We start from the raw sequence: 24,762 nt of genomic DNA, 5'->3' as shown, positions 1-24,762 counted from the left end.
ATAAGAACAGGCAAAGGCGCCTGGAACCAGATGGTTTCAGGCGCTATTTTTTTGCATTTTTTGTCCGTCATTAGCATCGGAGCCGTTCATGAAAACAGCCGCACAATTGCTGAAGCTGAAGGTCTTGCAAAACCAGCAGGTACATATCATCGCGCCGGATCAGATGGTGTATGAAGCGCTGAAAATGATGGCTGAAAAGAATGTAGGCGCACTCCCCGTGATTGAGGACGGGCAGGTGGTTGGGGTCATCAGCGAGCGCGATTACGCACGCAAGGTCGTTCTCCAAGGGCGATCTTCTGTCGGTACGCCGGTCAGGGCCATCATGAGCGAACCCGTCGTGACGGCAGAAAGTCAGCAGAGTATTGAGCGTTGCATGGAGGTCATGACCGATAGACATCTCCGCCATTTACCAGTGGTGGAAGGTGATCAACTCATTGGGCTCTTGTCGATCGGTGATCTGGTGAAAGAGGCCATCGTTGAGCAGGCCGACCTGATCCGGCAACTGGAACACTACATTCGCGGGCACTAAGCGACCGAGTGTGCTTCGGATGTAGAGCTCTTGGGTCTTGTAGCTATGAAAGATGGATGCCCATCGGGCAGGAATAAATCAGGGAGCATTTGATATGGCCAAGTTAACCACGGCACGACGTATTGCTATCGGGTTTGCAATTGCGCCGGTGGTTCTGATTTGCCTGACGTTCTATGCGTTGCACGATCTGGCAACTCTGAAAGACCAAGCAATGGTGATCGTCAAACAGGACTGGCCGAAAATTGATCCGATCATGGTCATTGCCACAGGCGTGCGGGACAACGCCAGGAACACTAGGGATTTGCTGATCAACAAGGAGAACCAGCAAGCGCAAGAGGCGATTGATGCCACTAAAAAACGCATCAGCCAAGCACTCGTAACGCTTGAACCATTGCTCGACTCTGCAGATGGCAGAGCCGCTTATGCTGCCCTGAAACAGAACCGCGAGGCATACGTCTCTGCGTTCACTCAGGTTCAGGTGTTGATCAAGCAGGGTGCATTTGATGGTGCGATGACGCAATTGAAACAGCACGTCGTTCCCGCCGAGCAGCAGGTATATAAAAGCTTGGATTCCTTGATGTTGCTGCAAGGGCAGATCTTTGCCGATCGAGAAAAGTCGGCACAGACCCTGTACGACGATGCGCGTCTGAACATGTTGGGATTGCTGGTGTTCTGCCTTGCCTCTGTCATCGTCGCTGCGGTCATCGTAACGCGTAGTGTCACCCGACCTTTGGGCGGAGAACCGATTGATGCTGCACGGGTCTTGAGTCAAATCGCACAAGGCGACCTGACGATTCAAGTGCCTTTGAACGCCAGTGCTAACGACAGCGTAATGATGAACATGCACCAGATGCAGCAGAGCTTGAATGCAATGGTGAAACGCATCGCGGCGTCGGTCGAACAGGTGGCGAGTTCGTCCGAAGAACTGAGCGCAGTGAGTAGCCAAGCTAGCAGCAGTTTACAGTCGCAGGGGCTGGAGATCGAACAGGCAGCGGCGGCGGTCAATCAAATGACGGCGGCCGTCGACGAGGTTGCACGCAACGCGGTCAGCACAAGTGAGGCGTCGCGGCTGTCCGAGCAAACTGCGCAACGCGGCCGCGAGCAAGTTCAGGAAACAGTTTCCTCAATTGGAGCACTGGCGGGTGGCATGACGGACACCTCAGAGCGTATCCAGCAATTGGCCAAAGGTGTGCAAGAAATCAGCTCGGTGCTTGATGTGATTCGCAGCATTGCAGAGCAAACCAATTTGTTGGCCCTCAACGCGGCGATTGAGGCTGCTCGTGCTGGTGATGCCGGACGGGGTTTTGCGGTGGTCGCCGACGAGGTGCGGGCGCTGGCCCATCGAACTCAGGTGTCGACCCAGGAAATCGAGCAGATGATTGGCACTATTCGTCTCGACACAGTGCACGCTGTTAACGCCATGCAAAGTAGCAGTCAATTGGTGCAGTCGACCCTGAATGTCGCTCGACGCTCAGGCGATGCACTGGAGGAAATTGCCTTTTCGATCTCGCAGATCAATGAGCGCAACCTACTGATCGCCAGTGCCACGGAGGAGCAGGCCTTGGTTGCGCGTGAGGTAGATCGCAACCTGGTTGGGATTCGCAATGTGTCAGACCAAGTCTTGGTGGGTGGCCAGCAAACCCAGGCGGCAAGTTTGGAGTTAGCGCAGATGGCAGGAGCACTGAACGAGACCGTATCGCGTTTTAGAGTCTGAGCTTGCTCGTTTTGCCCGCCAATGCTCTCTTACAGAATAGCCTTTCCCGCAGCGTCGAGTGGGCAACGGATTTCATGGTTCTTTTCCTGGGTCAACGAACAGAGTGCATGATTGTCGAGGCTCATAAAGTTTGGCTGTTGACTTGCAATCAGCAGCCAGCTAATTTTCGGGCATGACTTCCATCGTATTGCGCTGCCAGCCAAGCATTATTACCGCCATTCCTCATTTGGCGGGCTAGCTCACGACTGCAGCACCCAACCCGCCCTCGAGGCGGGTTTTCATTTTCTGTCTCGGGGGCTCTGATCAATGTCAGGAGACGATCATGCCCAGTACGCTTGCCCAACAAACCCTACTTGAGCAGTACGTCAAAAAGATCCTCGCCGCGCCGGTTTACGAACTGGCCGTGCAGACACCTTTGCAACCTGCACCCGGATTGTCCTTGGCTTTGGGCAACCAGATCCTGCTCAAGCGCGAGGATCTGCAACCGACCTTTTCTTTCAAGATCCGTGGTGCCTACAACAAGCTGGTGAACCTGAGCGATGAGCAAAAAGCTCGCGGCGTGATTACCGCGTCCGCCGGCAACCATGCCCAAGGGGTGGCACTGGCGGCGCGGGAGTTGGGCATCGAGGCAACCATCGTGATGCCTGTTCCGACGCCTGAGCTGAAGGTGGGCGGCGTACGTAGTCGCGGTGCTGAGGCGCTATTGCACGGCGAAAGCTTTCCGTTTGCCTTGTCTCATGCGCTAGAACTGGCAAGCCTAACCGGCAAAACTTTTGTTTCGCCTTTCGACGATCCGGATGTCATTGCGGGGCAGGGCACGGTCGCCATGGAAATATTGCGTCAGCATCAAGGGGCGCTGGATGCCATCTTTGTGCCCGTGGGCGGTGGCGGCTTGATTGCCGGCATCGCGGCATACGTCAAATATTTGCAGCCAGAAGTGCGGATCATTGGCGTCGAGTCGGAACATTCAGCTTGTTTGTATGCAGCCTTAAAGGCAGATGAGCGAGTGGTGCTGCCAAGCGTTGGCACCTTTGCTGATGGCGTGGCGGTCGCGGAGATCGGTGCCCATGGGTTCGAGATGTGCAGGTTTTGTGTCGATGAAGTGCTGACCGTCAGTAACGATGAGCTTTGCATTGCAATGAAAAATATCTACGACGATACGCGTTCTATCACTGAGCCTTCTGGCGCTCTGGCTGTTGCCGGTATCAAGAAATACGTTGCACGAAATGGTGTGCGAGATCAGACCCTCATCGCCATCGACTCCGGTGCCAATATCAATTTCGACTCTTTACGGCATGTGGCCGAGCGCGCCGCAATCAGCGAGGCTTCAGCTTAATGGTGGACTCTAATGCGGAGCTTCAGCACATAGCGAATGCCAAGCATTTCCTGAAAATAAAGCATGCGGTATTCCTTTCTCTATAGCCCAACAATGTTGAGACAGTAGCGCAAGATGGAGAAATCGCTTTTCGGGCACCTGGGCCCGGCTACCGACATTGCTGGCGTGGTACAGACGTAAAGGTGAGCCCCGTGACGACTGAAGTCACAGTCGGGTTTACTGCACACGAAAAAAAGCCCGCTATGGGGAGAGCGGGCGGGTAATCACAAAAGGAGCTACATCTACCGTACGTTGATGGATGTGAAAATATCGTGATAGATGGCGAATGACTTCCAGGTTCGCAAGCTAGTACTTCGGTTGTGCCGTGTCATGTTGGAATTGAACTTTAGGTAGTTCGCCAAGCGCTGGAAGGCTGGCTGCTGTTCCTGGCCAATCAGAGGAAAGCTTTAGCTGTTCTGTTGGAGGAGAGAGCTTGTCATGCAGGTAGGCTATCTGCTCGCCAACGAAATGCGCGGAGTAAGCTGCGGCTGAGCCGATCACAGCAAGAGCGAAAAGGGCACCCACTTTTCGACGGGACATAGCCTTACTCCCATGAAATCACCTTTCGATCATAGTGCGCTTCACTGCAACCGAAAAGTGGGCTCCCACTGGTTGAACGGCGCCGCCAATGAGGCGGGTATAGCGGGGTGCTTGGTTTTTTCTGCGAACATTACTCGACCCATTGCAGGGTGCCGATCAGCGAAAAGCACAACACCGGCGCAAGGCCGGTGTTGTGTTGTGTCATTACGTCGGTTTCTTGGGCAGTAAAAAAATTCTCGCCACCCCATTCAGCATCTTAGAACCGGTACTTCGCGGAAGCAGTAATGCTACGCGGCGCACCGTAAGTCAGCGCACCGTAGGCATCAAAGATGTCGAAGTATTTCTCGTCGGTGACGTTGTTGGCATTCACCTGCGCCGAGAGGTTATCGGTGATCTCGTAGCGCGCCATCAGGTTGACCAGGGCATAGGCATCCTGCTGGATTTTCTCGGAGTTGCCTGCCGGGTTGGTGGCGTAGGTGTAGATCGAGTCCTGCCAGTTAACCCCGCCGCCAATGGTCAGCTTGTTGAACACGCCGGGCAGACGGTAGGTGGTGAACGTACGCAGCAACTTGGTCGGGTACAGCGTGTTCACGTCGTCGCCGTTGGCATCTTCGGCGGTGAACTGGGTGTAACCCACCGAAGCATTCCAGTCGGTCGCCAGTTCGCCGGAGACTTCCAGCTCGAAGCCCTTGCTGGTTGCACCTTCGCTGGCCTTGTAGGCGAAGCCGCCGACCGGATTCGAAGGGTCGATCAGCTCGCCGGTGTTCTGGCCCAGGTTATCCTGCTTGATCTGGAAAATGGCAGCGGAGGCGTTCAAGCGGCCATCGAAGTATTCACCCTTGAGGCCCAGTTCAGTGCTTTCGCCAACGATAGGTTCCAACGTCTGGCCGCTGCTGTCGCGTACTGATTGCGGCAGGAAGATTTCCGTGTAGCTGGCATAAGCCGAGAGGTTGTCGGTGAGATCATAGACCACGCCGGCGTAGGGGGTCAGCTCATGATCGACATCGACCTTGCTCACTTCCGAGAAGACGTCATCACTGGTCTTCTCGTACCAGCTCTCACGCGCGCCGAGAATCACTTTCAAATCGTCGGTCACGTTCAAGCGCGTTGCGGCGTAAAGTCCTTTCTGGCGAGTTTCGCTGTAGCCGTAGTCTGTTCTCGGGCCCCAGATTGGTTCGGGGAAATCCCCTTTGTAGGAATCGAAATCGGCAACGCCATCAAAGCCTGTCTGCGCGTCGAGTGAGTCGGCGTCGAATTTCTGTTTGCTGTCGACATAACCGAAGGCCAGTTCGTGCTCACGACCCAACATCGAAAACGGGCCACTGAAGCGGATGCCGTAGTCATCCTGGGTGGTTTCAGTCTTGTAGGTCGCCGGGAACGAAAACATGCCGGAGCTGCCATTCTGGCCTGGATTTCCGGACAGGTAGAGCAGGGAAGAGTCGCCTTTGCGCTCGCCACGGTTGTAGCTGAGGTTGACTTGCCAGTCGTTGGCGAACTTGTGATCGAGATTTACGAAGTAGGTCTCGTAAGTGGTGTCCCACTTGCTCCACTTGGCGGAGGTGGTCTTCGAGCGACTCCAGTGGGTGCGGCTGCCGTCGGCGTACCAGACGGGCAAACCACCCCACATCGGCGAGTCGGCATTGCTTTCCTGCCGGCTCAAGCCGAACCACAGCGTGGTGTCCGGCGTCAGGTCGATATCCATGGTGCCGTACAGGGTCTGGCGCTTGGTCGAGTTCATATCGATCCAGGTGTCGCCTTCGTTCGTCTCTGCGACCAGACGCCCACGGATAGTGCCTTCGGAGTTCAGTGCGCTGGACACATCGGCCTCGACGCCATAGGTGTCCCAGGTACCCGCGCTCAGTTCCAGAGAGCCCTTCAGATCCGTGCTGCTGGCGCGCTTGCGCACCATGTTGATGGTTGCGGAAGGATCACCGGCCCCGGTCATCAAACCGTTGGCGCCGCGCACGATTTCAACGCGGTCATACATGGCCAGGCTGCTGAAAACTTCCCCCGAACTCCATGGCTGCTCGAAGATCGTGGGTACGCCATCGATCATCAACGAGTTGAGTTCAAAGCCACGGGCGTTGAACTGCGCCCGGCTGGTCTCGTAGCGGTTGACCGACACCCCAGTGGCGTTGTTGACCACGTCGAGAATGGTATTCAGATCCTGGTCTTCTATGCGCTGCTGGGTGATGACGCTGACCGATTGCGGCGTCTCCCGCAGCGACATGCTCAGCGGCGTGGCCGTGCGTGCAGCTTCCGTCGTGTAGGAGTGGGTGTCTTCGGTGACGGCACTGCGTTCACGGGTGGCTGTCTCGGTAATGGCGATAGGGGCCAGGTTCAAGGCACCCGCCGTCTCGAGCTGCTCATTTTGTTCCGCCGCCTGCAAAGAGGGCGCAGCACAGGCGATGCCGGCTGCCAGCATGAGCACGGCGAGAGCCAGAGGGCGCAATGCCAAAGGCGCGCGCGGCGAAACGGTATTTTGTGAACAGAGGGAGAGGGAGGGGGACATGCGGACTCACATTTGGTTTTGCTGTTATTGAGAATATGTATCATACGCAAATGTGATTGTATTCGGAATAAGGTTTATACGCATTTGAGAGTATTTATCAAATGTGATAGCGTTAAACCTATTCCCCGACCTGACTGTTCTCGATAATGGCCGTAAGTGAACGCCTCACCCTGACCCAGCTGGTTGAAGTCCATTACGAGGACATCAAGGCTTATATCCAGCGCCGAGCCGGCTCCTCCGCTACTGCATCGGACATTGTTCAGGAGACTTGGCTGCGTGCGGCACGGCATTCGACCAAGCAGCCTGACAAACCCCTGGCCTATCTCTACCGTACGGCCACCAACCTGTTGCTAGATAAGCACCGACAGGACACCACTCATGGTCGTTACCTAGGCGAAAGTGAGATGGCCGAAGAGGTCGAGTGTCCGTTGACACCACCGGACGAGGCTGCCGGAATCTGTGAGGAGCTGGAGATATTGACCGAAGCGTTGAGGGGACTGCCGGAGAAGTACCGCACAGTATTTCAGCTATCCCGATGCGAAGGATTCACCATGCGTGAGATCGCCACGCAGATGAACATCAACGAAAGCACCGTTGAAAAGCAGATTGCCAAAGGTATACAGCACTGCCGTACATGCTTGGCGCGTGGCTACGTTGGTACCAAATTCAGGTTTGCTTCGCCTGCTGCTGGAAATGATCGCCGTTCATAAAAGCAAACAAGTTTGGAAGGGTTGGCTTCGGCAGCAGGTTGGATTGCCGCCTCTGGGAAGGGCGGCAGAGTCCATTGCGGAGCAGCGACATGGCGCAAAACGGTCAGATGCAGCCTACTAACATAGACAGCAATCGACTCCAGACAGTCCGCCACGATTTTGAGCTTGGCCTTTAGGTGCTGGGCAGCTCACGAATTTCCACTGTGCCACCCGCCTCATACACCGGGTTGCCAGCAAGTAACTTCTTAGCCTCTTCAAGATTGCCTGCACGGACTCGGATGAAGCCACTGATATCAGTAACGCTGGGCTGGCTCAACTGACCTTTGCGCAGGCGTTCCCCCTGACCAATCGAGCTACCGCCATCGAATCTGCCGGTGCCGCGCAGTTGGGCGATATATCGAGCCCAATGAGACGGATCATTTGCCGCCTCCGAGTTGGGGGCGTCTTGGTGCATCAACAGTATGTATTCGTTCACTTGTTTCCCTTGATCACGTTATGCAGGTGAGGCTCGATAATGCGCAGCAGTTAGCGAGCTTTTCGTTGAATTTACGCACGCTACCCACTCGGTTTCGCTACCAGGACAGGGCTTTATGTACCCCGTTTTGAGTTCGTATCAGCGGTTACTGCGCAAGATGGAGAAATTCAACGCGCCGGCTACACAAAGCCACACTAGGTAAGGAAACAGGATCAAGCCAGTGATCACGTCAAGCTGCACTGCCAAAACCACCATTACCGCGACCACAAGCCACAGCAATGTCAAAATCACCATGCTGGCGAGAACGCGTTGCGCTCCGAAAAATACCGGTGTCCACAGCGTATTGAGCGCAATCTGAGCGGCCCATAAAGCCAGCACCACCTGACTTCCAGGTATCTGGGTCAATCGGTATCCAGCCCAAGCGAGCAATAGATAAATAGTTGTCCAGGCAATCGGGAACATCCAGTTGGGCGGTGTGACGCCGGGTTTCGCCAGAGATTCGTACCACTGGCCCGGTTTAAAGAAGAGACCTGTGCTTGCCGCAGATCCGCATGCGAGGAGGAAAATATAAAACGTCATCACCGTTCCTTAGCTGAGGTCAGTCGTCTTGAATTGCGAAGCTATGTCCGCAGCTCTAAAGAGAGGACGCCCGCTGAAGTGAAAAGTTTGAGTTGATAGATGAAATTTCCCCTGCTCAACATGTAAAGGCGGGCGGCGAGATGAGTCGGTTCGGGGGAAGTCACCAAAGTCGAGGCTTGGTTATTCCGGTGCCATAAGCACCGCGAGGGTCAAATTGACGAAATCTTCGTTCCTGCTTATGGCTTCAAGTGCTCCCCGAACGTTCTGCGCAACGTCACCTGATCCGCGCTGTTCAACCCAGTTTGTGAGCTCCATGATTGCGGCCTCGAGCGCGAGCTGATTTTCGTTGATCTTGCAAAGCAGGGAAGGGAGCAGATCTGCGTTGGACATAGCGATTCCTCCGTGGAAAAGATCAGCGTAGTCCCTTTATGCCTTGTCGTTATTCCCGCTCCAGTTGCCGGGCATCTGAAGTAACTGCCTCCATTATCGAGACCAGCTCCTCAAGCAATTCTGCGTAGTGGTGAGTCAGGTAGAGAGCGATGGCCTGATTGCGGAGAAGGCGCATGAGATACCCCTTGGCTACGACCAAGACCAGCATCGTTTCACCGAGGGTATCCTCCACTTGCCTGTAGTCATGCTGGAGGTTTTCCATTTCTCGCTCCATGCGAGCAATGTCCACTGCACTTACTTCATGTGTGGGCTTCTTCTTTTGTTCAATTAGCATCTCCGGCCTGGACGCCGCCAACACCATACGAGCGTAGTTCCGGGTGAAGCAGTTGGCCGAGATCATCATTTCTACTGTTTCTATCTGACGGATGGGTTTCATCTGCCGAAGGGAGCGAAATACATCCTGCGGTACCATGCGAACCTTTAGCATTTCTGCGGCCTCGGGGGCTATGCCACGCAGTAAATTTTCTCTGTCGTGGACTCGATCCACATTGATCCCCAGCACCGTAGCAATGCGAGACGCCTCGATACCCTTTTTCAACGCAGAGACAATCATTTTGTGTTCTTGTATGGGCGTCAGCCGGTTGATTTGCCGATTGTAGGTAAAGCCCTCGTCATCGGTAGAAATCAGGCATAGCGCCTCATGTGCTCCGAGGGACTTAAGCGCTTCGAGTCGAAGATGTCCATCCAAAAGCATGAACGAAGATATCCCTCCAGCGATGACCTGTTTCGGGTGAACCACCAATGGTTCGATCACACCTAATTCTTTAATTGAGCTCAAAATGCTGGCATATTTTTTACTACCAGCGATCAAGTGCTCGACCTTGCGCGATGGAAGGATCTGCTCCAGCGGAATCGCAATGACACGTTCCTCAAATGCTTGCTTGATCTCACCCATCACGGCTTCTCTCCGAATATTCTGTCGGCCAGAGGCTTTGGTAAATCAGGGATGTCTTCGTTGCGAAGCAGAGTGCTGAAGTATTCGTCGGCCATCAATTTGCGCATGGCCGTAACGATGATCAGTAACCGTTGTTCATTGATATCGGATTTTTTGATCATCACTTTCTGGCGCCGAACTTCCTTCTGATAGGTGTTGAGGAGCTTTTGGGGAGTCGTCTTCTCTGTGCTGGCTGGCAATTGCCCATATTGTTTGCCGAAGGTTTTTCGCTTATCAATCAGACGACGCACCTTCATCAGTTGCTCGCCCTTAAGCAGGCCGCTTTCATAGGCATCTATCATCGCTTGTTGGACGTCACTGTCCTTCGAACGGGCAATATCTATCGCCAGTTTGATGGACAGCCATCCTTTCTCGACTGCAGCAATAAGCCGCTCCTCTCCTTGGCGTAGCAACACGAGAATGCCCTGTATGTAGCCGCTATCAAGGCAGGTTTTACCGGCTATCTGCTGACAGGAATAACCACGTTCCGAGAGAACCTGGATCGCAGTCAGAAGTTCGCGATTCGAATGCTTCCTGCGTGCCAGGTTCTCAACGAGGCCGATCAGGTATCGATCCGCCTCACTGGCCGTCACTACAATGCAGGGGATTTTTTCCTCACCCAGTGCTTGAAATGCTTCAAAGCGACCTTGGCCACAAACGATCTCAAATGCCTCAGCACCACCGGTCGTGGGAGCCACGGTGATCGGACGTTTCAGCCCTAATGCCGAGATGTTCTCGACCAATTTGGCGAAGACCTGTTTGTTGCGCATCCGTGAATTGAGGACGCGTATATCTCTCAGAGGAATGAGTCGAATCGTCGACTCTTCCGCGACATGCATCCAGGCTCTGTGAGGGGATTGAATTACTGTCATGCCACCCTCCTGTAATCAGTGCGGCGTGTCAGTTCCGAAAGAATGTCCAATGTGTCGAAGCGGTAAATCTCAAGGCTGGCTTGATTGTTCTCCGCCAAGCGCAGGTGAGGACATTCCATGTCGATGGTGGGTAGGATGTAGTAATCCTGGGCTGCTTCCTCGAGTTCTTTCATTCGCACGGCGACCGTTAGGTCAGGGTTCAGGCCTGAGTCGAAACGAATGTTCCATCGCTTATAGCCAGCCATAGATACTTGGCAGCGACACAGCACGAGGGAAATGGACAATTCATGGTTCACCAACATGAGGTCAGTGCTCGGATCAACTTCTACATGACCACCCACATCTGCGATTTTCATTGTCGTTTGCTGAAGCAGTAGCGGGTGCATCTTGCGAAGTCGTTTGTTCGCTTCGATGTATTGGTAGTCCCGTGCTGGTGTGTAGCCGATCAGGGAGTAACAGCGGAGCAAGCTTCCAAACCGATGCTGGTAGGCACTACTTGAGGGGCAGCCCTCGGCCTCATCTATGACCAGACCCGACAAAAAACCTCGGCGTTCATAGATAGCCTTCAACACCTGCAACATTTCGTCATCAGGCATTCGATAGGAGCGAGTTTGAATGATCGATTGGGCAGCGTGAAAAAGGATTGGGCTGACAATAGGGCGGAAGACTCCATCCGCTCGAACCCATTCTTCAGGTGGGTTGTGGGTTCGTGTCTGTTTCAGTTTGAACGAGCAGTGGTTCCAGACGTTATTGCCAACGTATTTTTCATTGATCAGTACCTGATGCACGGTACCTCTAGACCATTGTCGTGAGCGATCATTGAGTACTCCCTGGGCATTTAACCAATCGGCGATCTCACGCTCGCTTCTGCCTTCCTCCACGAACAGTCGGTAAATCTGCAGCACCATTTCGACTTCGCCAGGTGGGCCAGGTACCAAAATCACACGATCTGTTTGAATGCTCTTATGTTCACCGAGACGCAATTCATTTTTGGGTGAGCCGGTGCTGTCGACTAATTGCCGCCTGAGTCCAAAGCCTGCAGGGCCACCTTGGCGATAACCGAGTTCAATCAGTCGAGATTGCCCCGCAAAAACCTTCACTGACAGCTCCCGACTGTACTCGCCCGCCATCATCCGCTTTACGCTTTTTACAATATTGGAAACTGGCGATCCGTCATTGATGAACTGCTCGGCACAATACTGAACCGAGACACCTGCTTGGCGGCACCGAACTTCATAACTGGCGCTGACATCAGGATCCTGAAAGCGGCCCCAGCGACTGACGTCATAGACCAGGACTGTTGAATAGTCGGCACGACCGGTCTCCACATCGAAGAACAGTTGCTTCAGTGCATCTCGGCCCTCCAGCCGAAGGCCACTTTTGCCCATGTCCGTGTACACCTTAACGATCTCAAGTGTGTGAGTAGCGGCATAAATGCGGATGACGTCGAGTTGATTTTCGGTCGAGTACTGCTGGTGTTCAGTGGACATGCGGACATACGCGGCTGCCATGGTCGTGCTGGATTCATCGTGAGCATCACCTGCGCCAATGAGCGTGTGCATCGACAGCATCCTCACCCTGACCCACGGCCCCTATGGCGAAACCCAGGCCGTGACCAGTCACTGCGTTTTTCGAAATAGTTCTATTGAAGGTAGAAGACCGGGGAGAGAAAAATGTTCACGAAAACGGGCAATTCTTTTCTGGCCCAAAAACAATATGCAGCTGAGATTGCTAGAGCGCTTCACACGGAGCTGGGCGAAACACACCAGGCGACGAAAACACTGATGCGTTGGACGAATGCGAACGAGCGGACAGTTAAGAATTGGCTAGCCGGAAATAATGGCCCGCGAGGTGAGCATTTGGTGGCATTGATCAAGCACTCCGACCTTGCCTTGGCGGCTTTTCTCGGCATGGCGGGGAGGCCTTATGCACTAACTGCGTCAGAGCTACCCCCGCTTAGGGAGAAGCTTCAAACTGCAATTGAGGGGATAGATTCATGCCTTACAATCAAAGGCTAAGGTGTAGCAGATGAACGCCTAGTACTGATCGCCTCACCTGGAGGACTGGTGAAGTCGCGTCTTTGTGATGGACTCGAAAACCGAGTCACATTGTCCACAAATTAACGCGAAGATGCTTCGAGATACCTCTACATGAAAATAATTTCTCCGCGCTGGTAGCAATCGTTTCAGGCTCGCTTCTACGGGAGATGCGAACCTTTCCTATGCCTCGTGTTGGTCATCGGAAAAAAGCGAGATTGCTTGCTGCACTGGTGTATAGCCGCTATTAGTGATTGCGTTCTAGGAGAGGGATTGAAGATGATTTCGCGCTTTGTCGTTGTACCTGCAATCCCAACGGAAACGGAATCAGTGCGTAATGGAGCTCGCTTCTACTGCAAGACCGCTCCCATAGGCTTCAACCTCTACGACAATGAGGACAAGCTGCGCCTGAAGACGATTTATCAGGCTCGAGATGAAGCTGAGGTTGAATGTCAGCGTCTTAACCAAGATCGGCTTGAGAGGATCCTTTCCGAACGCGAATCCATCACTACGCTGTAGGCATTAGTAATCTAGCACCTGCCATTCCGAAGCAAGCAGATCAAAGGCTGAGGGACGCACGGGCTTTACCGCCCTCACGGGGATGCTCCGAGTTCAGGTGCGAACAAACAACGTCTGCCTCGGTTCTGGTCTTGAACACGCCATGCTTGCTAGCGGAACCTCCTTCGACCAGATCAACTACCCTGTATCGCTTAGCGCCATCTTCCATTCCAGTGGTCTCGATGACTCTGAATCGTGGGTGCATGGTGCGTTCCCTGCTGAAGAATGGTGTTCTACAAGTACCGGTATGACTCCTTGATTTCAACAGCTGTGCGGGACTGACCTGCGACAATTTATGACAGGGCAATGTGCTTCTGCGTTTCCCCAACCGTTGAAGCTAGGTGTAGTGGGGCGTTGCGCTGATCCGGCATCAAGACCTTTTCAAAATCGCTTACAAATCCATTCCATGCGCCCAGGTACAGGCTGCTGCAGTGGGTGAGGGTTGCGCCGGCCTGTACGCCCGGATCGTTCTCTGTCTGCGAGATATTCGGGTTGTACTATTTGCATTGCTACCAGGCTGTATTGGTACGCAACCCCTCTAGATCAATGCTAACGTCAGGTGCTGTCGTAAAACTGAAATATATCGGTCATAGAATTGACACGACTTCTTACATTTTCTGTCACCCGGCCTTCGGCCTTTTCATGGATGAGCAAGCCCATGCGTCGTGTTGTGTTCAATCAGAAAGGCGGCGTTGGAAAATCCAGCATTGCCTGCAACCTTGCCGCAGCGAGTGCTGCCGAAGGCTATCGAACTCTGCTGGTCGATCTCGATCCCCAGGCAAATTCGACTCAGTATCTGACGGGCCTGATCAACGATCGCATTCCTACGGGCATCGCCGATTTTTTCAGACAAACATTGTCCGGCGGCTTCGAAGGGAGAAGGAATCGAGTGGTCATCACCGAGACCTCTTACACCAATCTTCACTTGGTTACCGCCTGCTCTGACCTGACTGACCTCCAGTCAAAACTCGAGTCCAAATACAAGATCAATAAGCTGCGCAAGCTACTGGTGGAGCTGTCCGAGGATTACGAGCGCATCTATATCGACACACCACCGTCACTGAACTTTTACACCTTCAGTGCGCTGGTGGCAGCGGACAGCTTGCTGATCCCATTCGACTGCGACAGCTTCTCTCGCCAGGCGCTGTATCGTGTCATCGCGCAGGTAGACGAGTTACGTCTTGATCACAATGAATCACTGAAATTGGAAGGTGTGGTAGTCAACCAGTTCACTGGGCATACCAGCTTGCACCAAACGTTGGTGAATGAATTGCTGGCCGAAGGTTTACCTGTGTTGCCGGTGTACCTGAGCAGTTCCGTCAAGATGCGCGAATCGCACCAAGCTTCGATACCCATTGTCCACTTGGCCCCTCGGCATCAGCTTTCACGGGAGTTTTTTGGTTTGTTGGATGCTCTGGAGCGGGCCGCTTAGCTACGGATCGGCTCTTAAGGCAGTCCCTCCTTCGCGCGCCAAATTAGTCAGAGCCGGCGACTCAACATCAGTTGGTATTGCTGAAACACTGACGAAACATTCCAGCCATATGATTCGCGTCACTGAAATCCAGGGGGTGAAGATGAATCGGCCATCAAGAAGCATGCGCAAACTGCTCGACTCTGTCGCCACTAACAATGAGGCAGCTGCGCTCGATGTGATGCGTGCAGCAGAGCAGCTTCAAGACGAGGTGCTTCGTCAGCGATTGCTCAACATGATTCACCGGCTCAACCAGGACGCCCATGATTTGCGAATGGCGCGTGACGAGATCCAAGGCAGCTCAATAAAGCTCGCGTGATGGGGCTTAGACGGGTGCTATCGCTCCTTCGGGCGTAAGCCCGGCTCGTCCTCTGATTCTCACATCATCAAGTAATGTGCATTTGGCATGTCACTCCCTCAGGCGATCACGAAGGATCAGCGAAACTCCCAAGGGCCATAACTTCGGTGGATCAGGGTCATCGGTACTAATTGAATACGGCCTCGGTTTCGCGAGGCCGGCCTTACACGTGAGGCAGCTATTTGCAGTTGCCGGCTTTGCGATATCCCGCCGCCTGAGCTTCGGACTCAGAATCAAAAGAAATTTGGTTTTTAGCTGACACCTGACCATAGCCAGGGCACCCCATCGAGAGATGGTAGACCTGGCTTTTCCGGTTGCCAATGATCGACCCTACTCCGCTCGCGCTCGCTAAGGTTGGCTGGACTGGTGCCCGTGGAGGATTGACTGGAACGACGCTAACAACACCATCACCAACTGCCTTGTATCCTTGCGACCATTGACGCTCACCAGTTACAAATGGATTGGAGTGCCCCATGATTGATGCAATGCGCCGATCCCGCTCTGTTTCCCAAGGCGAAACCGGGTATTGCTTGTCCCAAGCCATCAGTAACTGTTGCTGCTGACGAGACATGCTCAGTTTATATCTGTCGAACATGTAAAAGGTTGTTCTTGCGACCAGCCCTTTGACCTCGTCACGCGGTTCCGCAGCACGTTGGTCGAAATCAACACGCGTCTTGCATTGCCCATACTGCGGCGCTACCCCGGAGGCCATGCCGTAATTGAAATTACTACGGTCGCCGTTCACTTCACCTACAGATGGGTAGAGGTTGAACAGGTCTGCCTCCATTGCTCGAAACACTGGATCATCGTCCACACAGTGCTCTCGACCACCGTTCTTCCAGCATTGGCGTTGGCTACCGAATGTCCAAGCTGGAACGATGTGTTCCCATTCAGTCCGTTCTGCCCGAGTCTCTTGCTTTCTGGCTTTAAGTCCGCATGACTCAGCGTCGATACGACCACCTGATTTGCCAACCCACGTCCATTTGCAGCCGCAATATAACTCGCCCATGGAGCTGTTCGCCTGGTCGAGATAGATCTTCTGCTTGGCGATTACCTTGGCTTCGGAAAAGGTCGAGGGAGGGCTTGAGAAGGCGGGGGTGATTACTGAGAAGGTCAGCAGCGCTACTACGGAAAGCAGTTTTTTCATTGGACAGCTTAAGCGATTGAAAGGAAACGCATTATACGCACGACGCCGACATCAAGTTTGAGCTCCAGCAGCGCCTTGTTCGGAGTGCGTCCGGGGCGTTGTGAAGAGGCGCCCAACCTAGGCTGGGCGCCATTTGGCTCAGCCAGTGTGGTGACTCTGAGCAAGGCCATAGACGGATGTGTTCATGCCCTCAAATCGCGCTTTTAACTGCAGCGCCAGATACAGTGAATAATGCCGTGACTGGTGAAGGTTGCCACCGTGGAACCAGAGGTTTTCTTGCTGGGTTGGCTTCCACATGTTTCGCAGTTCGCCCTCGTACGGGCCAGGATCGTTGGTGGTTCCAGAACCCAAGCCCCAGCACCGGCCGACCTTGTCAGCCACTTCTTGGGAAATCAGTTTTGCCGCCCAACCATTCATTGAGCCATAGCCCGTGGCGTAGACGATCAGATCTGCCGGTAGTCGGCTGCCATCGTTGAGTACAACGGCATCCGTTTCAATGCGTTCGACACCCAAGCCGGGCGCGCTCTTAAGCTTGATCGTGCCATTAGCGATCAGTTCAGAGGCGCCGACGTCGATGTAGTAACCCGAACCACGGCGTACGTACTTCATGAAAAGGCCAGACTCGTCGTCACCGAAATCGAGCATGAACCCGGCCTTGGTCAGGCGCTCGTAGAAGTCCTTGTCACGCTCCTTGATCGCGTCAAAGATGGGTTGATGAAAGCTTGGCATCACCTTGTAGGGGATCGAGGCGAACAGCATGTCAGCCTTGTCCGTGGTCAACCCCGTCTCCAGGGCGTCTTCAGAGTAGAGCCCGCCGAAGACCAGTTCCATCAAACTATCGGAACGCACGATGTGGGTGCTGGAGCGTTGCACCATGGTCACCTCGGCGCCGTTCTCCACCAGGTCGGCGCAGATGTCGTGAGCCGAATTATTCGCGCCAATGACCACCGCGCGCTTGCCGCTCCAGGCGTCTCCGCCTGGGTGGCGGCTGGAATGGTGCTGCTGGCCTTTGAAAACCTCGGCACCCGGATAAACCGGAACATTGGGTACGCCGGACATACCGGTGGCGAGGATCAACTGGGCAGGCTGTAACGTCACACGCTCGCCATCGCGTTGCACTTCAACCTTCCAGGTGCCACTTTGCTCGTCAAAGCTGGCGCTCACGCATTCCGTGCGTGGCCAATAATTGAGCTCCATGACTTTGGTGTACATCTCCAGCCAATCGCCAATCTGGTCTTTTGGGGTGAAGATCGGCCAGTGATCGGGGAAGGGCAGGTAAGGCATGTGGTCGTACCAGACAGGGTCGTGCAGGCACAACGACTTGTACCGACCACGCCACTGATCGCCAGGCCGTTCAGCCTTGTCGACGATCAGGGTTGGTACGCCCATTCGTTTGAGCCGCGCAGCGAGTCCCAGACCACCCTGGCCGCCGCCTACGATCAGGCAATAAGGTTGGGTGGTGATGCCTAGAGAAGCCTCTTCATCACGACGGCGCTCCAGCCAGTTGCGTTTGTCAGCGTGGGCGTTGCCATGACTGGCACCCATGGGACGGCGGCGCCCGCTGGGTTCTTCAAAGCCTTTGAGTTCGCGCATGGTTGTCAGCAGCGTCCAGCACAGGCCGTCCTTCAGGCGCAGGTAGCCTTTACCTCGCGCCGAATCGGTTTCCAGGCTGATCCAGCCCTCGAGCACACCGTTATTGAGCGTCGCTTCACCTTCCAGTTTCCAGTGCTCAGGACGAGTCTGGTCGAGGCGTATTTCGAGTATGTCCCGGATTGCAGGTTTGCCTTCTAAGGTCACCAGGTTCCAGCTAAAAAGTAGCAGGTCACGCCAGTGGCACTCTTCGGCAAACAGTTCCAACGTGCCGTCCAAATCACGCAGGATGAGACGATCGTTGAGGCATTCGACCCACGCCGCCAGCTGATCAGTCGGCGTTTGCAAAGGTGTATCGATAGCAATGTTCATGGGGCTTCTCCCGTTTTTGTTGTTTTTGTAACAACTTGTACTGGAGCAAGGCCCGGGCCATCTTCATGAAAGCCTCGTTGCAGAGCGTCTGCCGCAGTACTGCTAAGGCTTTAACTCGGGGTTGTGTCACGAATCCGGGAATAGGGGATGACAGAGTGTCACTCGGTGCAAAAAACGCTCGTTGCAGTCTTTTCATATAAGCTGCGAACAGACCCGTGTCCTAACCGTAACGGAGAACAAGAACAATGAAGCCGGCCTTGATCAACGCCCACGCACAACAAGTGCTACAAGCCGTGCAGGGCACTATCGCCAATCACGGCCCTACGGCTGACCTGGCCATCACACGATCCTGGCGCCGGTGCCTGGATCAGTATCAGCTCGATCCCGCCAGCCGCCGCGCACCTAACGTGGTTGAGCATCGGCGCTTGCAGGATCACCGCGCGCCACTGGAACACATCATCGGTGTTGCACATTGGCAGATGGGCAACTTGCACCAACAACTCGGACGCGACGGCCACGTGGTACTACTCACTGATGCTCGCGGTGTGGCGATCGACAGTGTGTTTAACGAGTCCGAACGTGATGAGTTCCAGCGTTCAGGATTGTGGTTAGGTTCGGTATGGAGCGAAGATTGCGAAGGCACCAACGGTGTCGGCACCTGCTTGGTCGAGCGAAAGCACGTAACCATCCGACGTGATGAGCATTTCCGTGGCAAGCACGTTGGGCTGACCTGTTCGGCCAGCCCGATATTTGATGCGAGAGGAGAGTTGCTAGCTGTGCTCAACCTTTCCTCCGTAAGGGATGACCATAGCCTTCAGCAACACTTCCAGGCCATGGCATTGACCAACCTGTCAGCCAAGTTGATCGAGAGCTGTTTTTTCTTGAGGCATGATCCGCAGCGATACTTGCTGCGCTTCCATCCAGAAGCGGGCTTCGTTGGGCTGCTAGGTGAAGGTCTGCTCAGTTTCGACGAGAACGCCCGTATTTGTTCAATCAATCAGGCTGCGCTTGATCTGCTGGGTCTCAGCCGTGACCAGGTGCTTGGACAATCCCTGACGATGCTGCTCGAAACACCCATCGATCAGGTGATGAGTCAGGCCAGCGCCCAGCCGAGTGTCTGTTGGCCAATGCGGCTAGTGGACGGACGTCTGCTCTACGGGCAGCTGCGAGAACCCGTGCACCAAGCACCCTTGGTGATTCCCCCCACGCCCACAATTAACGACGTGCACGTGTGCCTGGAAGACCCGCGCCTGCAACGCGGTTTTGCCCGCGCATTGCGTGTTCTGGAACGCGACGTGCCGGTGTTTCTACAGGGTGAAACCGGTACCGGCAAAGAAGCATTTTCTGCGGCGCTTCATCGCGCCAGCTCCAGAGCGAGCCAACCATTTGTGGCGATCAATTGCGCGGCCATTCCAGAAACGCTGATCGAGAGCGAGCTGTTCGGCTATCGCGGCGGCAGCTTCACCGGCGCACGCAAGGACGGGATGATCGGCAAGCTGGAACAGGCTCATGGCGGCGTTCTTTTTCTCGATGAGATCGCCGATATGCCACTGGCTTTACAGACTCGCCTATTGCGCGTGTTGGAGGAACGTCAGGTGGTGCCCCTAGGCGGTGCGACGGCACGTCCGCTCGACGTTCGCCTCATCAGTGCCAGCCACCAGGATCTGCAGACCTGTGTAGCCGAAGGGCGCTTTCGTGAAGACCTTTTTTATCGAATTGCTGGGTTCACCGTGCAGCTCCCACCGCTGCGCGAACGATCAGACAAGGGCAGTTTGCTCGACCTACTTCTGCGCGAAGAATCAATAGGTACACGGATTCGGCTGGAGGCGGGCGTCAGAGACCGATTATTGAAGCAACCGTGGCCGGGCAATGTCCGGCAGTTGCGTACGTGCTTACGCACACTGGTAGCGCTGGCGTTGGAAGGGCGTGTCACTCTGGACGACTTGGCGGAGTTGCTGCCGGCAGCGCCAGCGACAGCCACGCTGGCTGAGAATCCGCTTGGAGAATCAGAACGGCAGACGCTGCTGACGTTGATTGAGGCGGAACACTGGCATATCGCTCATGTTGCCGCACGCCTGGGGATCAGCCGCAATACGCTCTATCGCAAACTGCGCCATCACGGTATTTCACGACCTGGTTGAATGCAGAATGACATCCTCGCGCGTCCTCCCGTTGACTTAAAGGACTCGCTTGAGCTTCGCCGTTCGCCTCACTCAGAACTAGCATGATACTGATCGTTGTAATCGCTCATTCGGGTAAAGCCCGGCTTACTGGTTGCGGGGGCACAGCATCACGGATCAGGGTGCCAAGTGTAATTGATCTCGTCATGGAGTTCCTCAAGGTACTCACGCGTAACGCCCCCTATACATAGCAACTCTGTGTCAGTCGGGGCACTCGAAATGCGCAGGCCGAGGCCTCTGAACGAGAGTTTTTTTTGCTTCAGCTAGCCATCGACAATAACTCTTTGTCACACGTGATTGCGGCAGGCACTTCTGCCAATCACCACCATGGTGGCGTTGGCACACGGTGTGATTAGCTGCGTTAAAAATTTTGGTCTACAGTTGAAATAAAGCTTCTTTACAGTACCGTCATTAGGTAAGGACGGTAGCTCTAAAATTGACTTAACTTGGATGCTCCTATAATGAGTTTGTCCGCAAAAGAAGTTGAAAAGGTAGTCGCCACCGTATTTGGATTTTTTTTTATCGTGGCATGTCTAATTTTAGCTATTAAATATCCGAAGCCAACTGTATTTCAATATAATGTTTTCTCGGTTGTGCTTGCGTTTTCCGCTGCTGGGATGGCCATTATCATTCCGGAAACAATAAATGTAGAAATTCCTAAATTAGTAAAGGCGGGAGGGGCGATGGCGGTACTTGTGTTGATATATTTATTTTCTCCTGCAGAATATATAACAGAAAAGCCAGCGTCTGATGATTGGAAGGAACAGGTCGTAAATTTTCACATAACAAATAATGATTATGATTGGAAATTAAAAATCAAAGGTGATGGTAAGGCTGTTATTACTGATAATAAAGCTATTATATATTTTAATGCTGTAGAGTTGTCCTACTCTAAGGAAAGCAATCAGCAAAAAAGGGTGTTTGTCAATGCGATTTCCACGCTTTTGAAGTGTCAAAAAGAAAACGAATTCTTGTATTCAAGTCGTTCTCGTATGTATAAGATTTCTCAGTGGATCACTTTGGGTGGCGTGATTAACTTGAATGACATTGAGTTTACCATTGAGCGCCCGGACAAAAATACGGCAATATCTAAATGCGTTATTGTTTTTGACGTGGATCTTGGCGATGGAGTAGAGACTGGTTTTTCAGATTTGCCAGTTTTCTCTGCGCTAGATACTTTTAGATGAGTGACATTGCCTTTTTATATTTGTTGTAGTGGTTTCTGTTCGTTCGCGATGGGCGATTGGCAGTTTGGGAGTTAGAAGATGAGTATCCTTAGATGACGAATTTTCAGAGGCACGGTGAAAAAATTGCATCTGCTGTATTCGGGTTGTTATTTATAATTACCAGTATAGTTTTGTCGGTGAGATATCCGGAGCCAACAGTATTTCAATATAATGTTTTCTCGTCAGTTCTAGCCATATCTGCTGCAGGTGTGGCCGCAATAATACCTGGTACTATTAGGGTTGAAATACCAAAATTCATTAAGGCAGGAGGCGCCATAGCTATTTTTATTGTTGTATTTTTATTTTCTCCCGCCAAGTATATCGCCTTGGAACCGACATCTGGCTGGAATGAACAATCAGTGAGCTTTACTGCGTCAAACTCCGATAATCCTAGAGCGCACCTGAATGTACGGGGTGCAGGGATCGCAAATGTGTTGAGTAATCGCATCAAAATTCACGTGAGTAGTGTTGAAATTAATTATCCTAGCACCGACATTGGGCCTAGGTTTGAGCATATCTTGAGGTTTTATACAGGGTTAATGTGCATCACTGATCAAGCCTTTGATTTTTCAGGGTGGTCTTCTCAGGCTTACGATATCTCAAAGGACTTACATGTGGGCGACTCTATTGAAATTAAAAATTTTAATATGGAGATTCCTAGGCCCAAAAAGAAAATAGATCTGTCTACCTGCTTCATCATGTTGGTTGTGTATTATGGAGAAAGCATGAAGAACTATAAGGGACAAGATATAGCTAATGCGAGCCCAAATATGTTTGAGTAGCCTCAGGTGTTGCTGCTTGCTGTTATTTGCTGATGTGAACTTGGTGGATTTTAATTTCAAGCAGATTGTTGTTGGTTTCCGTAAGTCATGCGTCTTGCTCGATTGCAATATCGGTGATGTTTAGCACCGTTTGCCCTGGCGTTGTGTCGATATAGTATTTTTCTTCAAGCAATCCTCAGCGAGTAGCGCTGATCAGCGTGCCAACCCACATCGATCCAAGTTTGGAGCCTCCGCGAAGCGGCCCCGTACCACATTCCTCTAGTCCAGTGGAATCGACCGCGAAATCTTAGACGTTTTTGATGGGACAAGGAAGCGCGCACTGCCGACAAACTCATCGATCAGAAACACCGCGTCGCCAACATCGAGTTACAACTCCTGTAGCCGAAATTAACATCTGTGTTCCTGTACGACTATTTGGCAGGATTTTTAGCAACATTCGGGGCGGTCGCTTTGGCGTGAAGGGCGAAGGAGGGTGGTGGCTATAGAGTTCAGGTATCGCTTTGCTAGTCGGCTATCGAATCGAACTTAAGGGTGAACCAATGCGCAGACGCGCAAAAAATCGACGGCAGAAGGGGCTTTTGACTAACAATACAAATCTGCGTCGCTGCGATCCGACTGCTTGTCCAAGTGGACGTAGATCAGGTGTGTTAGTGAGCGCGGCACGAGTGTCAAAGTGGCGTTGAATCCGCATCGGAGGGAGCAAAAGTAAAATGGCATTGGCGGTTAATGCTTATAACCTCAAGCGAGCGATTAGCGTTCACGGAGACCGACAGTCGATGGCGCTAATGGACTGAAAGGCCCTTGGCGCAGTGTTCCGGAATGCGACGAAAAACGTAACGGATTGCGACAGGCTGAAAGAGATGGATGTCCTGCTTCAAATCGTGTTCTACGCTGTGTTAACTATGTCGGCGGCGCGCAAGGAGTCCAAATGGCCAAGCATATCGTTATCGTTCATGGATGGAGTGACGAGGGTAAGTCTTTTAAAAATCTGGCAACTAACATTGCTCAATGGTCTAAAAGACCACCAGTAGTGATTGATATTGCGGACTGGATTTCGCTTCAGGATAAGGTGACCTACGCTGACATTGCTGTGGCTATGCAGCGGGCTTGGTTAAAGCTCAAACTCCCCACTACCCCTAGGTCAGTCGATATAGTGACTCATAGTACCGGTGCCCTGGTGGTACGTGACTGGATGACGCGTTTCTACCGAAGCGATAGCGTGCCCATACACCATTTTCTAATGCTGGCGCCGGCGAACTTTGGCTCTCCCCTCGCCCATAAAGGTCGGTCATTCATCGGTCGAGTGGTTAAAGGGTGGAACAAATTTCTGGGGCAGACCGGCACCCAGATACTCAAAGGACTGGAACTGGGCTCGCCCTACACCGTAAACCTCGCCAAAAAAGATCTATTCTCCAATGACATTTGGTATGGCTCCGGAAAAATACTCGCCACCGTGTTGGTAGGAAATGTCGGGTATGACGGCGTTGAGGCGATAGCGAATGAAGCTGGGAGCGACGGAACGGTAAGAATTAGCACTGCCAATTTAAATTGCGCCATATTACAACTTCCTTTGGACTCATATCAAAAAGCCAAGGACGGCTGGAAGTTGCTAAAATCCAAAGGTGATATAGCCTTTGGAATTATCGACCAGGAAAACCACAGCACCATTGTATTAAAAAGCGGAGGGCCAAAAAACCCTCATACTCTGTCATTAATTCAAAAGGCTTTAACAGTGGAGGATCAGGCGTTCTCGGTAAGCAATGGTTCGTTTCCCTGGCAGGATGAAATACACGCTACTGATCCTTTTGTAGAGAATCGCTCGCCGCGCTATATGAATCTGGTCGCGCATGCGAGCGACAATCTAGGGCAAGACATCTCTGATTACTTTCTTCAGATATATAGGAAGATAAATACCGATAGAAAGTTTGAAAAAGAGATTTATGAAGATGTTTTTCGCACAGTTCACGCCTATGAGGACAACCCTGCTTACCGTTCGTTGTATATATCAGTAGAAGACCTGATGGCTATCATTGGGCGCTATACAATTGATACTCTTTACTTGAGCATTACAGCTCAGCCAGCATTTGAACCTCCTAACAACCCTGTAGGCTATAGGAGTATTTCTGCGGCAAATGCTGATGGTCTACCAATCGCGAAAAAAGACATCACAACCTTTTTCACAGCGCATCGTACGCTGATTGCTGAGGTGGTCATGGAGCGGCAGATAGACGACGCGGTTTTTGAATTTCAATAGCTCCAAACCCACAACGCTCAGTGGCACTGTTGGAAACCAGTGACCAGAACCAAAAGACCGTGCAGCACAATGTTAGGCATGGGGTCTTTGATGTATAG

At 52.9% G+C, this 24,762-nt stretch carries 22 protein-coding genes and 1 pseudogene; 13 read left to right on the top strand and 10 right to left on the bottom strand.

The features are described from left to right. Positions 1-88 precede the first annotated feature (88 nt). The 4 genes and pseudogenes from F8N66_RS14255 (at position 89) to ilvA (ending at position 3,579) form a co-directional block, all read left to right on the top strand. Positions 89-529: a CBS domain-containing protein gene (locus F8N66_RS14255; RefSeq protein WP_150770770.1), complete on the top strand. Its 441-nt coding sequence runs from the start codon at positions 89-91 to the stop codon at positions 527-529. 52 nt (positions 530-581) lie between these two features. Beyond that, positions 582-1,151 (top strand): annotated as a pseudogene (locus F8N66_RS32130) (MCP four helix bundle domain-containing protein); the annotation flags it as partial. A gap of 30 nt (positions 1,152-1,181) precedes the next feature. Next, entirely contained in the window at positions 1,182-2,243 is a 1,062-nt protein-coding gene (locus F8N66_RS14250; protein ID WP_412070735.1) for a methyl-accepting chemotaxis protein, read from the top strand. Between the two features lie 322 nt (positions 2,244-2,565). Continuing rightward, positions 2,566-3,579: a threonine ammonia-lyase, biosynthetic gene (gene ilvA / locus F8N66_RS14245; RefSeq protein ID WP_150770768.1), complete on the top strand. Its 1,014-nt coding sequence runs from the start codon at positions 2,566-2,568 to the stop codon at positions 3,577-3,579. Positions 3,580-3,924: 345 nt separating this feature from the next. On the opposite strand, the gene F8N66_RS14240 is transcribed toward ilvA, so the two are convergent. Further along, positions 3,925-4,158, bottom strand: coding sequence for a hypothetical protein (locus F8N66_RS14240; RefSeq protein ID WP_150770767.1), 234 nt, complete (start codon positions 4,156-4,158; stop codon positions 3,925-3,927). A 256-nt stretch (positions 4,159-4,414) separates the two neighbouring features. Continuing rightward, the gene (locus F8N66_RS14235; RefSeq protein ID WP_224790468.1) at positions 4,415-6,502 is read right to left on the bottom strand and encodes a TonB-dependent siderophore receptor; all 2,088 of its coding nucleotides are present in this window, start codon (positions 6,500-6,502) and stop codon (positions 4,415-4,417) included. A 314-nt stretch (positions 6,503-6,816) separates the two neighbouring features. On the opposite strand from F8N66_RS14235, the gene F8N66_RS14230 reads away from it, so the two are divergent. Further along, positions 6,817-7,380 (top strand): RNA polymerase sigma factor, encoded by a 564-nt coding sequence (locus F8N66_RS14230; protein ID WP_150770765.1) that lies wholly within the window; start codon positions 6,817-6,819, stop codon positions 7,378-7,380. 172 nt (positions 7,381-7,552) lie between these two features. Here the strand turns inward: F8N66_RS14230 and F8N66_RS14225 are convergent, their stop codons facing one another. The 6 genes from F8N66_RS14225 to F8N66_RS14200 form a co-directional block, all read right to left on the bottom strand. After that, a complete protein-coding gene (locus F8N66_RS14225; protein ID WP_150770764.1) occupies positions 7,553-7,855 on the bottom strand; it encodes a YciI family protein in 303 nt (100 codons plus the stop codon). Positions 7,856-7,993: 138 nt separating this feature from the next. Next, positions 7,994-8,434, bottom strand: a complete 441-nt coding sequence (gene tspO, locus F8N66_RS14220; RefSeq protein ID WP_150770763.1) for a tryptophan-rich sensory protein TspO — start codon at positions 8,432-8,434, stop codon at positions 7,994-7,996. A gap of 180 nt (positions 8,435-8,614) precedes the next feature. After that, positions 8,615-8,824 (bottom strand): hypothetical protein, encoded by a 210-nt coding sequence (locus F8N66_RS14215; RefSeq protein WP_150770762.1) that lies wholly within the window; start codon positions 8,822-8,824, stop codon positions 8,615-8,617. A 49-nt stretch (positions 8,825-8,873) separates the two neighbouring features. Continuing rightward, positions 8,874-9,779 (bottom strand): plasmid partitioning protein RepB C-terminal domain-containing protein, encoded by a 906-nt coding sequence (locus tag F8N66_RS14210; protein ID WP_150770761.1) that lies wholly within the window; start codon positions 9,777-9,779, stop codon positions 8,874-8,876. After that, positions 9,779-10,690 (bottom strand): ParB/RepB/Spo0J family partition protein, encoded by a 912-nt coding sequence (locus F8N66_RS14205; protein WP_150770760.1) that lies wholly within the window; start codon positions 10,688-10,690, stop codon positions 9,779-9,781. The genes F8N66_RS14210 and F8N66_RS14205 overlap by 1 nt, the downstream gene beginning before the upstream one ends. Next, positions 10,687-12,252, bottom strand: coding sequence for a recombinase family protein (locus tag F8N66_RS14200; RefSeq protein WP_150770759.1), 1,566 nt, complete (start codon positions 12,250-12,252; stop codon positions 10,687-10,689). Before F8N66_RS14200 ends, F8N66_RS14205 begins: the two co-directional genes overlap by 4 nt. Positions 12,253-12,363: 111 nt before the next feature. On the opposite strand from F8N66_RS14200, the gene F8N66_RS14195 reads away from it, so the two are divergent. From F8N66_RS14195 to F8N66_RS14170, 4 genes are all read left to right on the top strand, one after another. Further along, a complete protein-coding gene (locus F8N66_RS14195; protein ID WP_150770758.1) occupies positions 12,364-12,708 on the top strand; it encodes a hypothetical protein in 345 nt (114 codons plus the stop codon). 297 nt (positions 12,709-13,005) lie between these two features. Continuing rightward, a complete protein-coding gene (locus F8N66_RS14190) occupies positions 13,006-13,245 on the top strand; it encodes a hypothetical protein (RefSeq protein WP_150770930.1) in 240 nt (79 codons plus the stop codon). Between the two features lie 697 nt (positions 13,246-13,942). Then, on the top strand, positions 13,943-14,716 hold the full coding sequence (locus F8N66_RS14175) for a ParA family protein (protein ID WP_150770756.1): 774 nt from the start codon (positions 13,943-13,945) through the stop codon (positions 14,714-14,716). Positions 14,717-14,858: 142 nt separating this feature from the next. Next, on the top strand, positions 14,859-15,074 hold the full coding sequence (locus tag F8N66_RS14170) for a hypothetical protein (protein WP_150770928.1): 216 nt from the start codon (positions 14,859-14,861) through the stop codon (positions 15,072-15,074). 217 nt (positions 15,075-15,291) lie between these two features. Here the strand turns inward: F8N66_RS14170 and F8N66_RS14165 are convergent, their stop codons facing one another. Next, complete coding sequence (locus F8N66_RS14165) at positions 15,292-16,260, bottom strand: endonuclease (RefSeq protein WP_150770755.1); 969 nt, start codon at positions 16,258-16,260, stop codon at positions 15,292-15,294. A 138-nt stretch (positions 16,261-16,398) separates the two neighbouring features. Next, the gene (locus F8N66_RS14160) at positions 16,399-18,222 is read right to left on the bottom strand and encodes an NAD(P)/FAD-dependent oxidoreductase (RefSeq protein WP_150770754.1); all 1,824 of its coding nucleotides are present in this window, start codon (positions 18,220-18,222) and stop codon (positions 16,399-16,401) included. 245 nt (positions 18,223-18,467) lie between these two features. Between F8N66_RS14160 and F8N66_RS14155 the strand changes: the two genes are divergently transcribed. From F8N66_RS14155 to F8N66_RS14130, 4 genes are all read left to right on the top strand, one after another. Beyond that, positions 18,468-20,363: a sigma-54-dependent Fis family transcriptional regulator gene (locus F8N66_RS14155; protein WP_150770753.1), complete on the top strand. Its 1,896-nt coding sequence runs from the start codon at positions 18,468-18,470 to the stop codon at positions 20,361-20,363. A 500-nt stretch (positions 20,364-20,863) separates the two neighbouring features. Beyond that, positions 20,864-21,589 carry a hypothetical protein gene (locus F8N66_RS14150; RefSeq protein WP_150770752.1) on the top strand — a complete coding sequence of 242 codons (726 nt, stop codon included), beginning with the start codon at positions 20,864-20,866 and terminating at the stop codon, positions 21,587-21,589. A 92-nt stretch (positions 21,590-21,681) separates the two neighbouring features. Continuing rightward, a complete protein-coding gene (locus F8N66_RS14145) occupies positions 21,682-22,410 on the top strand; it encodes a hypothetical protein (protein WP_150770751.1) in 729 nt (242 codons plus the stop codon). Between the two features lie 928 nt (positions 22,411-23,338). Then, entirely contained in the window at positions 23,339-24,664 is a 1,326-nt protein-coding gene (locus F8N66_RS14130; RefSeq protein ID WP_150770749.1) for an esterase/lipase family protein, read from the top strand. The last annotated feature ends 98 nt before the right edge of the window (positions 24,665-24,762 follow it).

The sequence above is a fragment of the Pseudomonas fluorescens genome (assembly GCF_902498195.1).
GTDB lineage: Bacteria > Pseudomonadota > Gammaproteobacteria > Pseudomonadales > Pseudomonadaceae > Aquipseudomonas > Aquipseudomonas fluorescens_BU.
The sequence above is the reverse complement of the archived record's forward strand: the minus strand, read 5'-3'. Positions and strand labels throughout refer to the sequence as shown.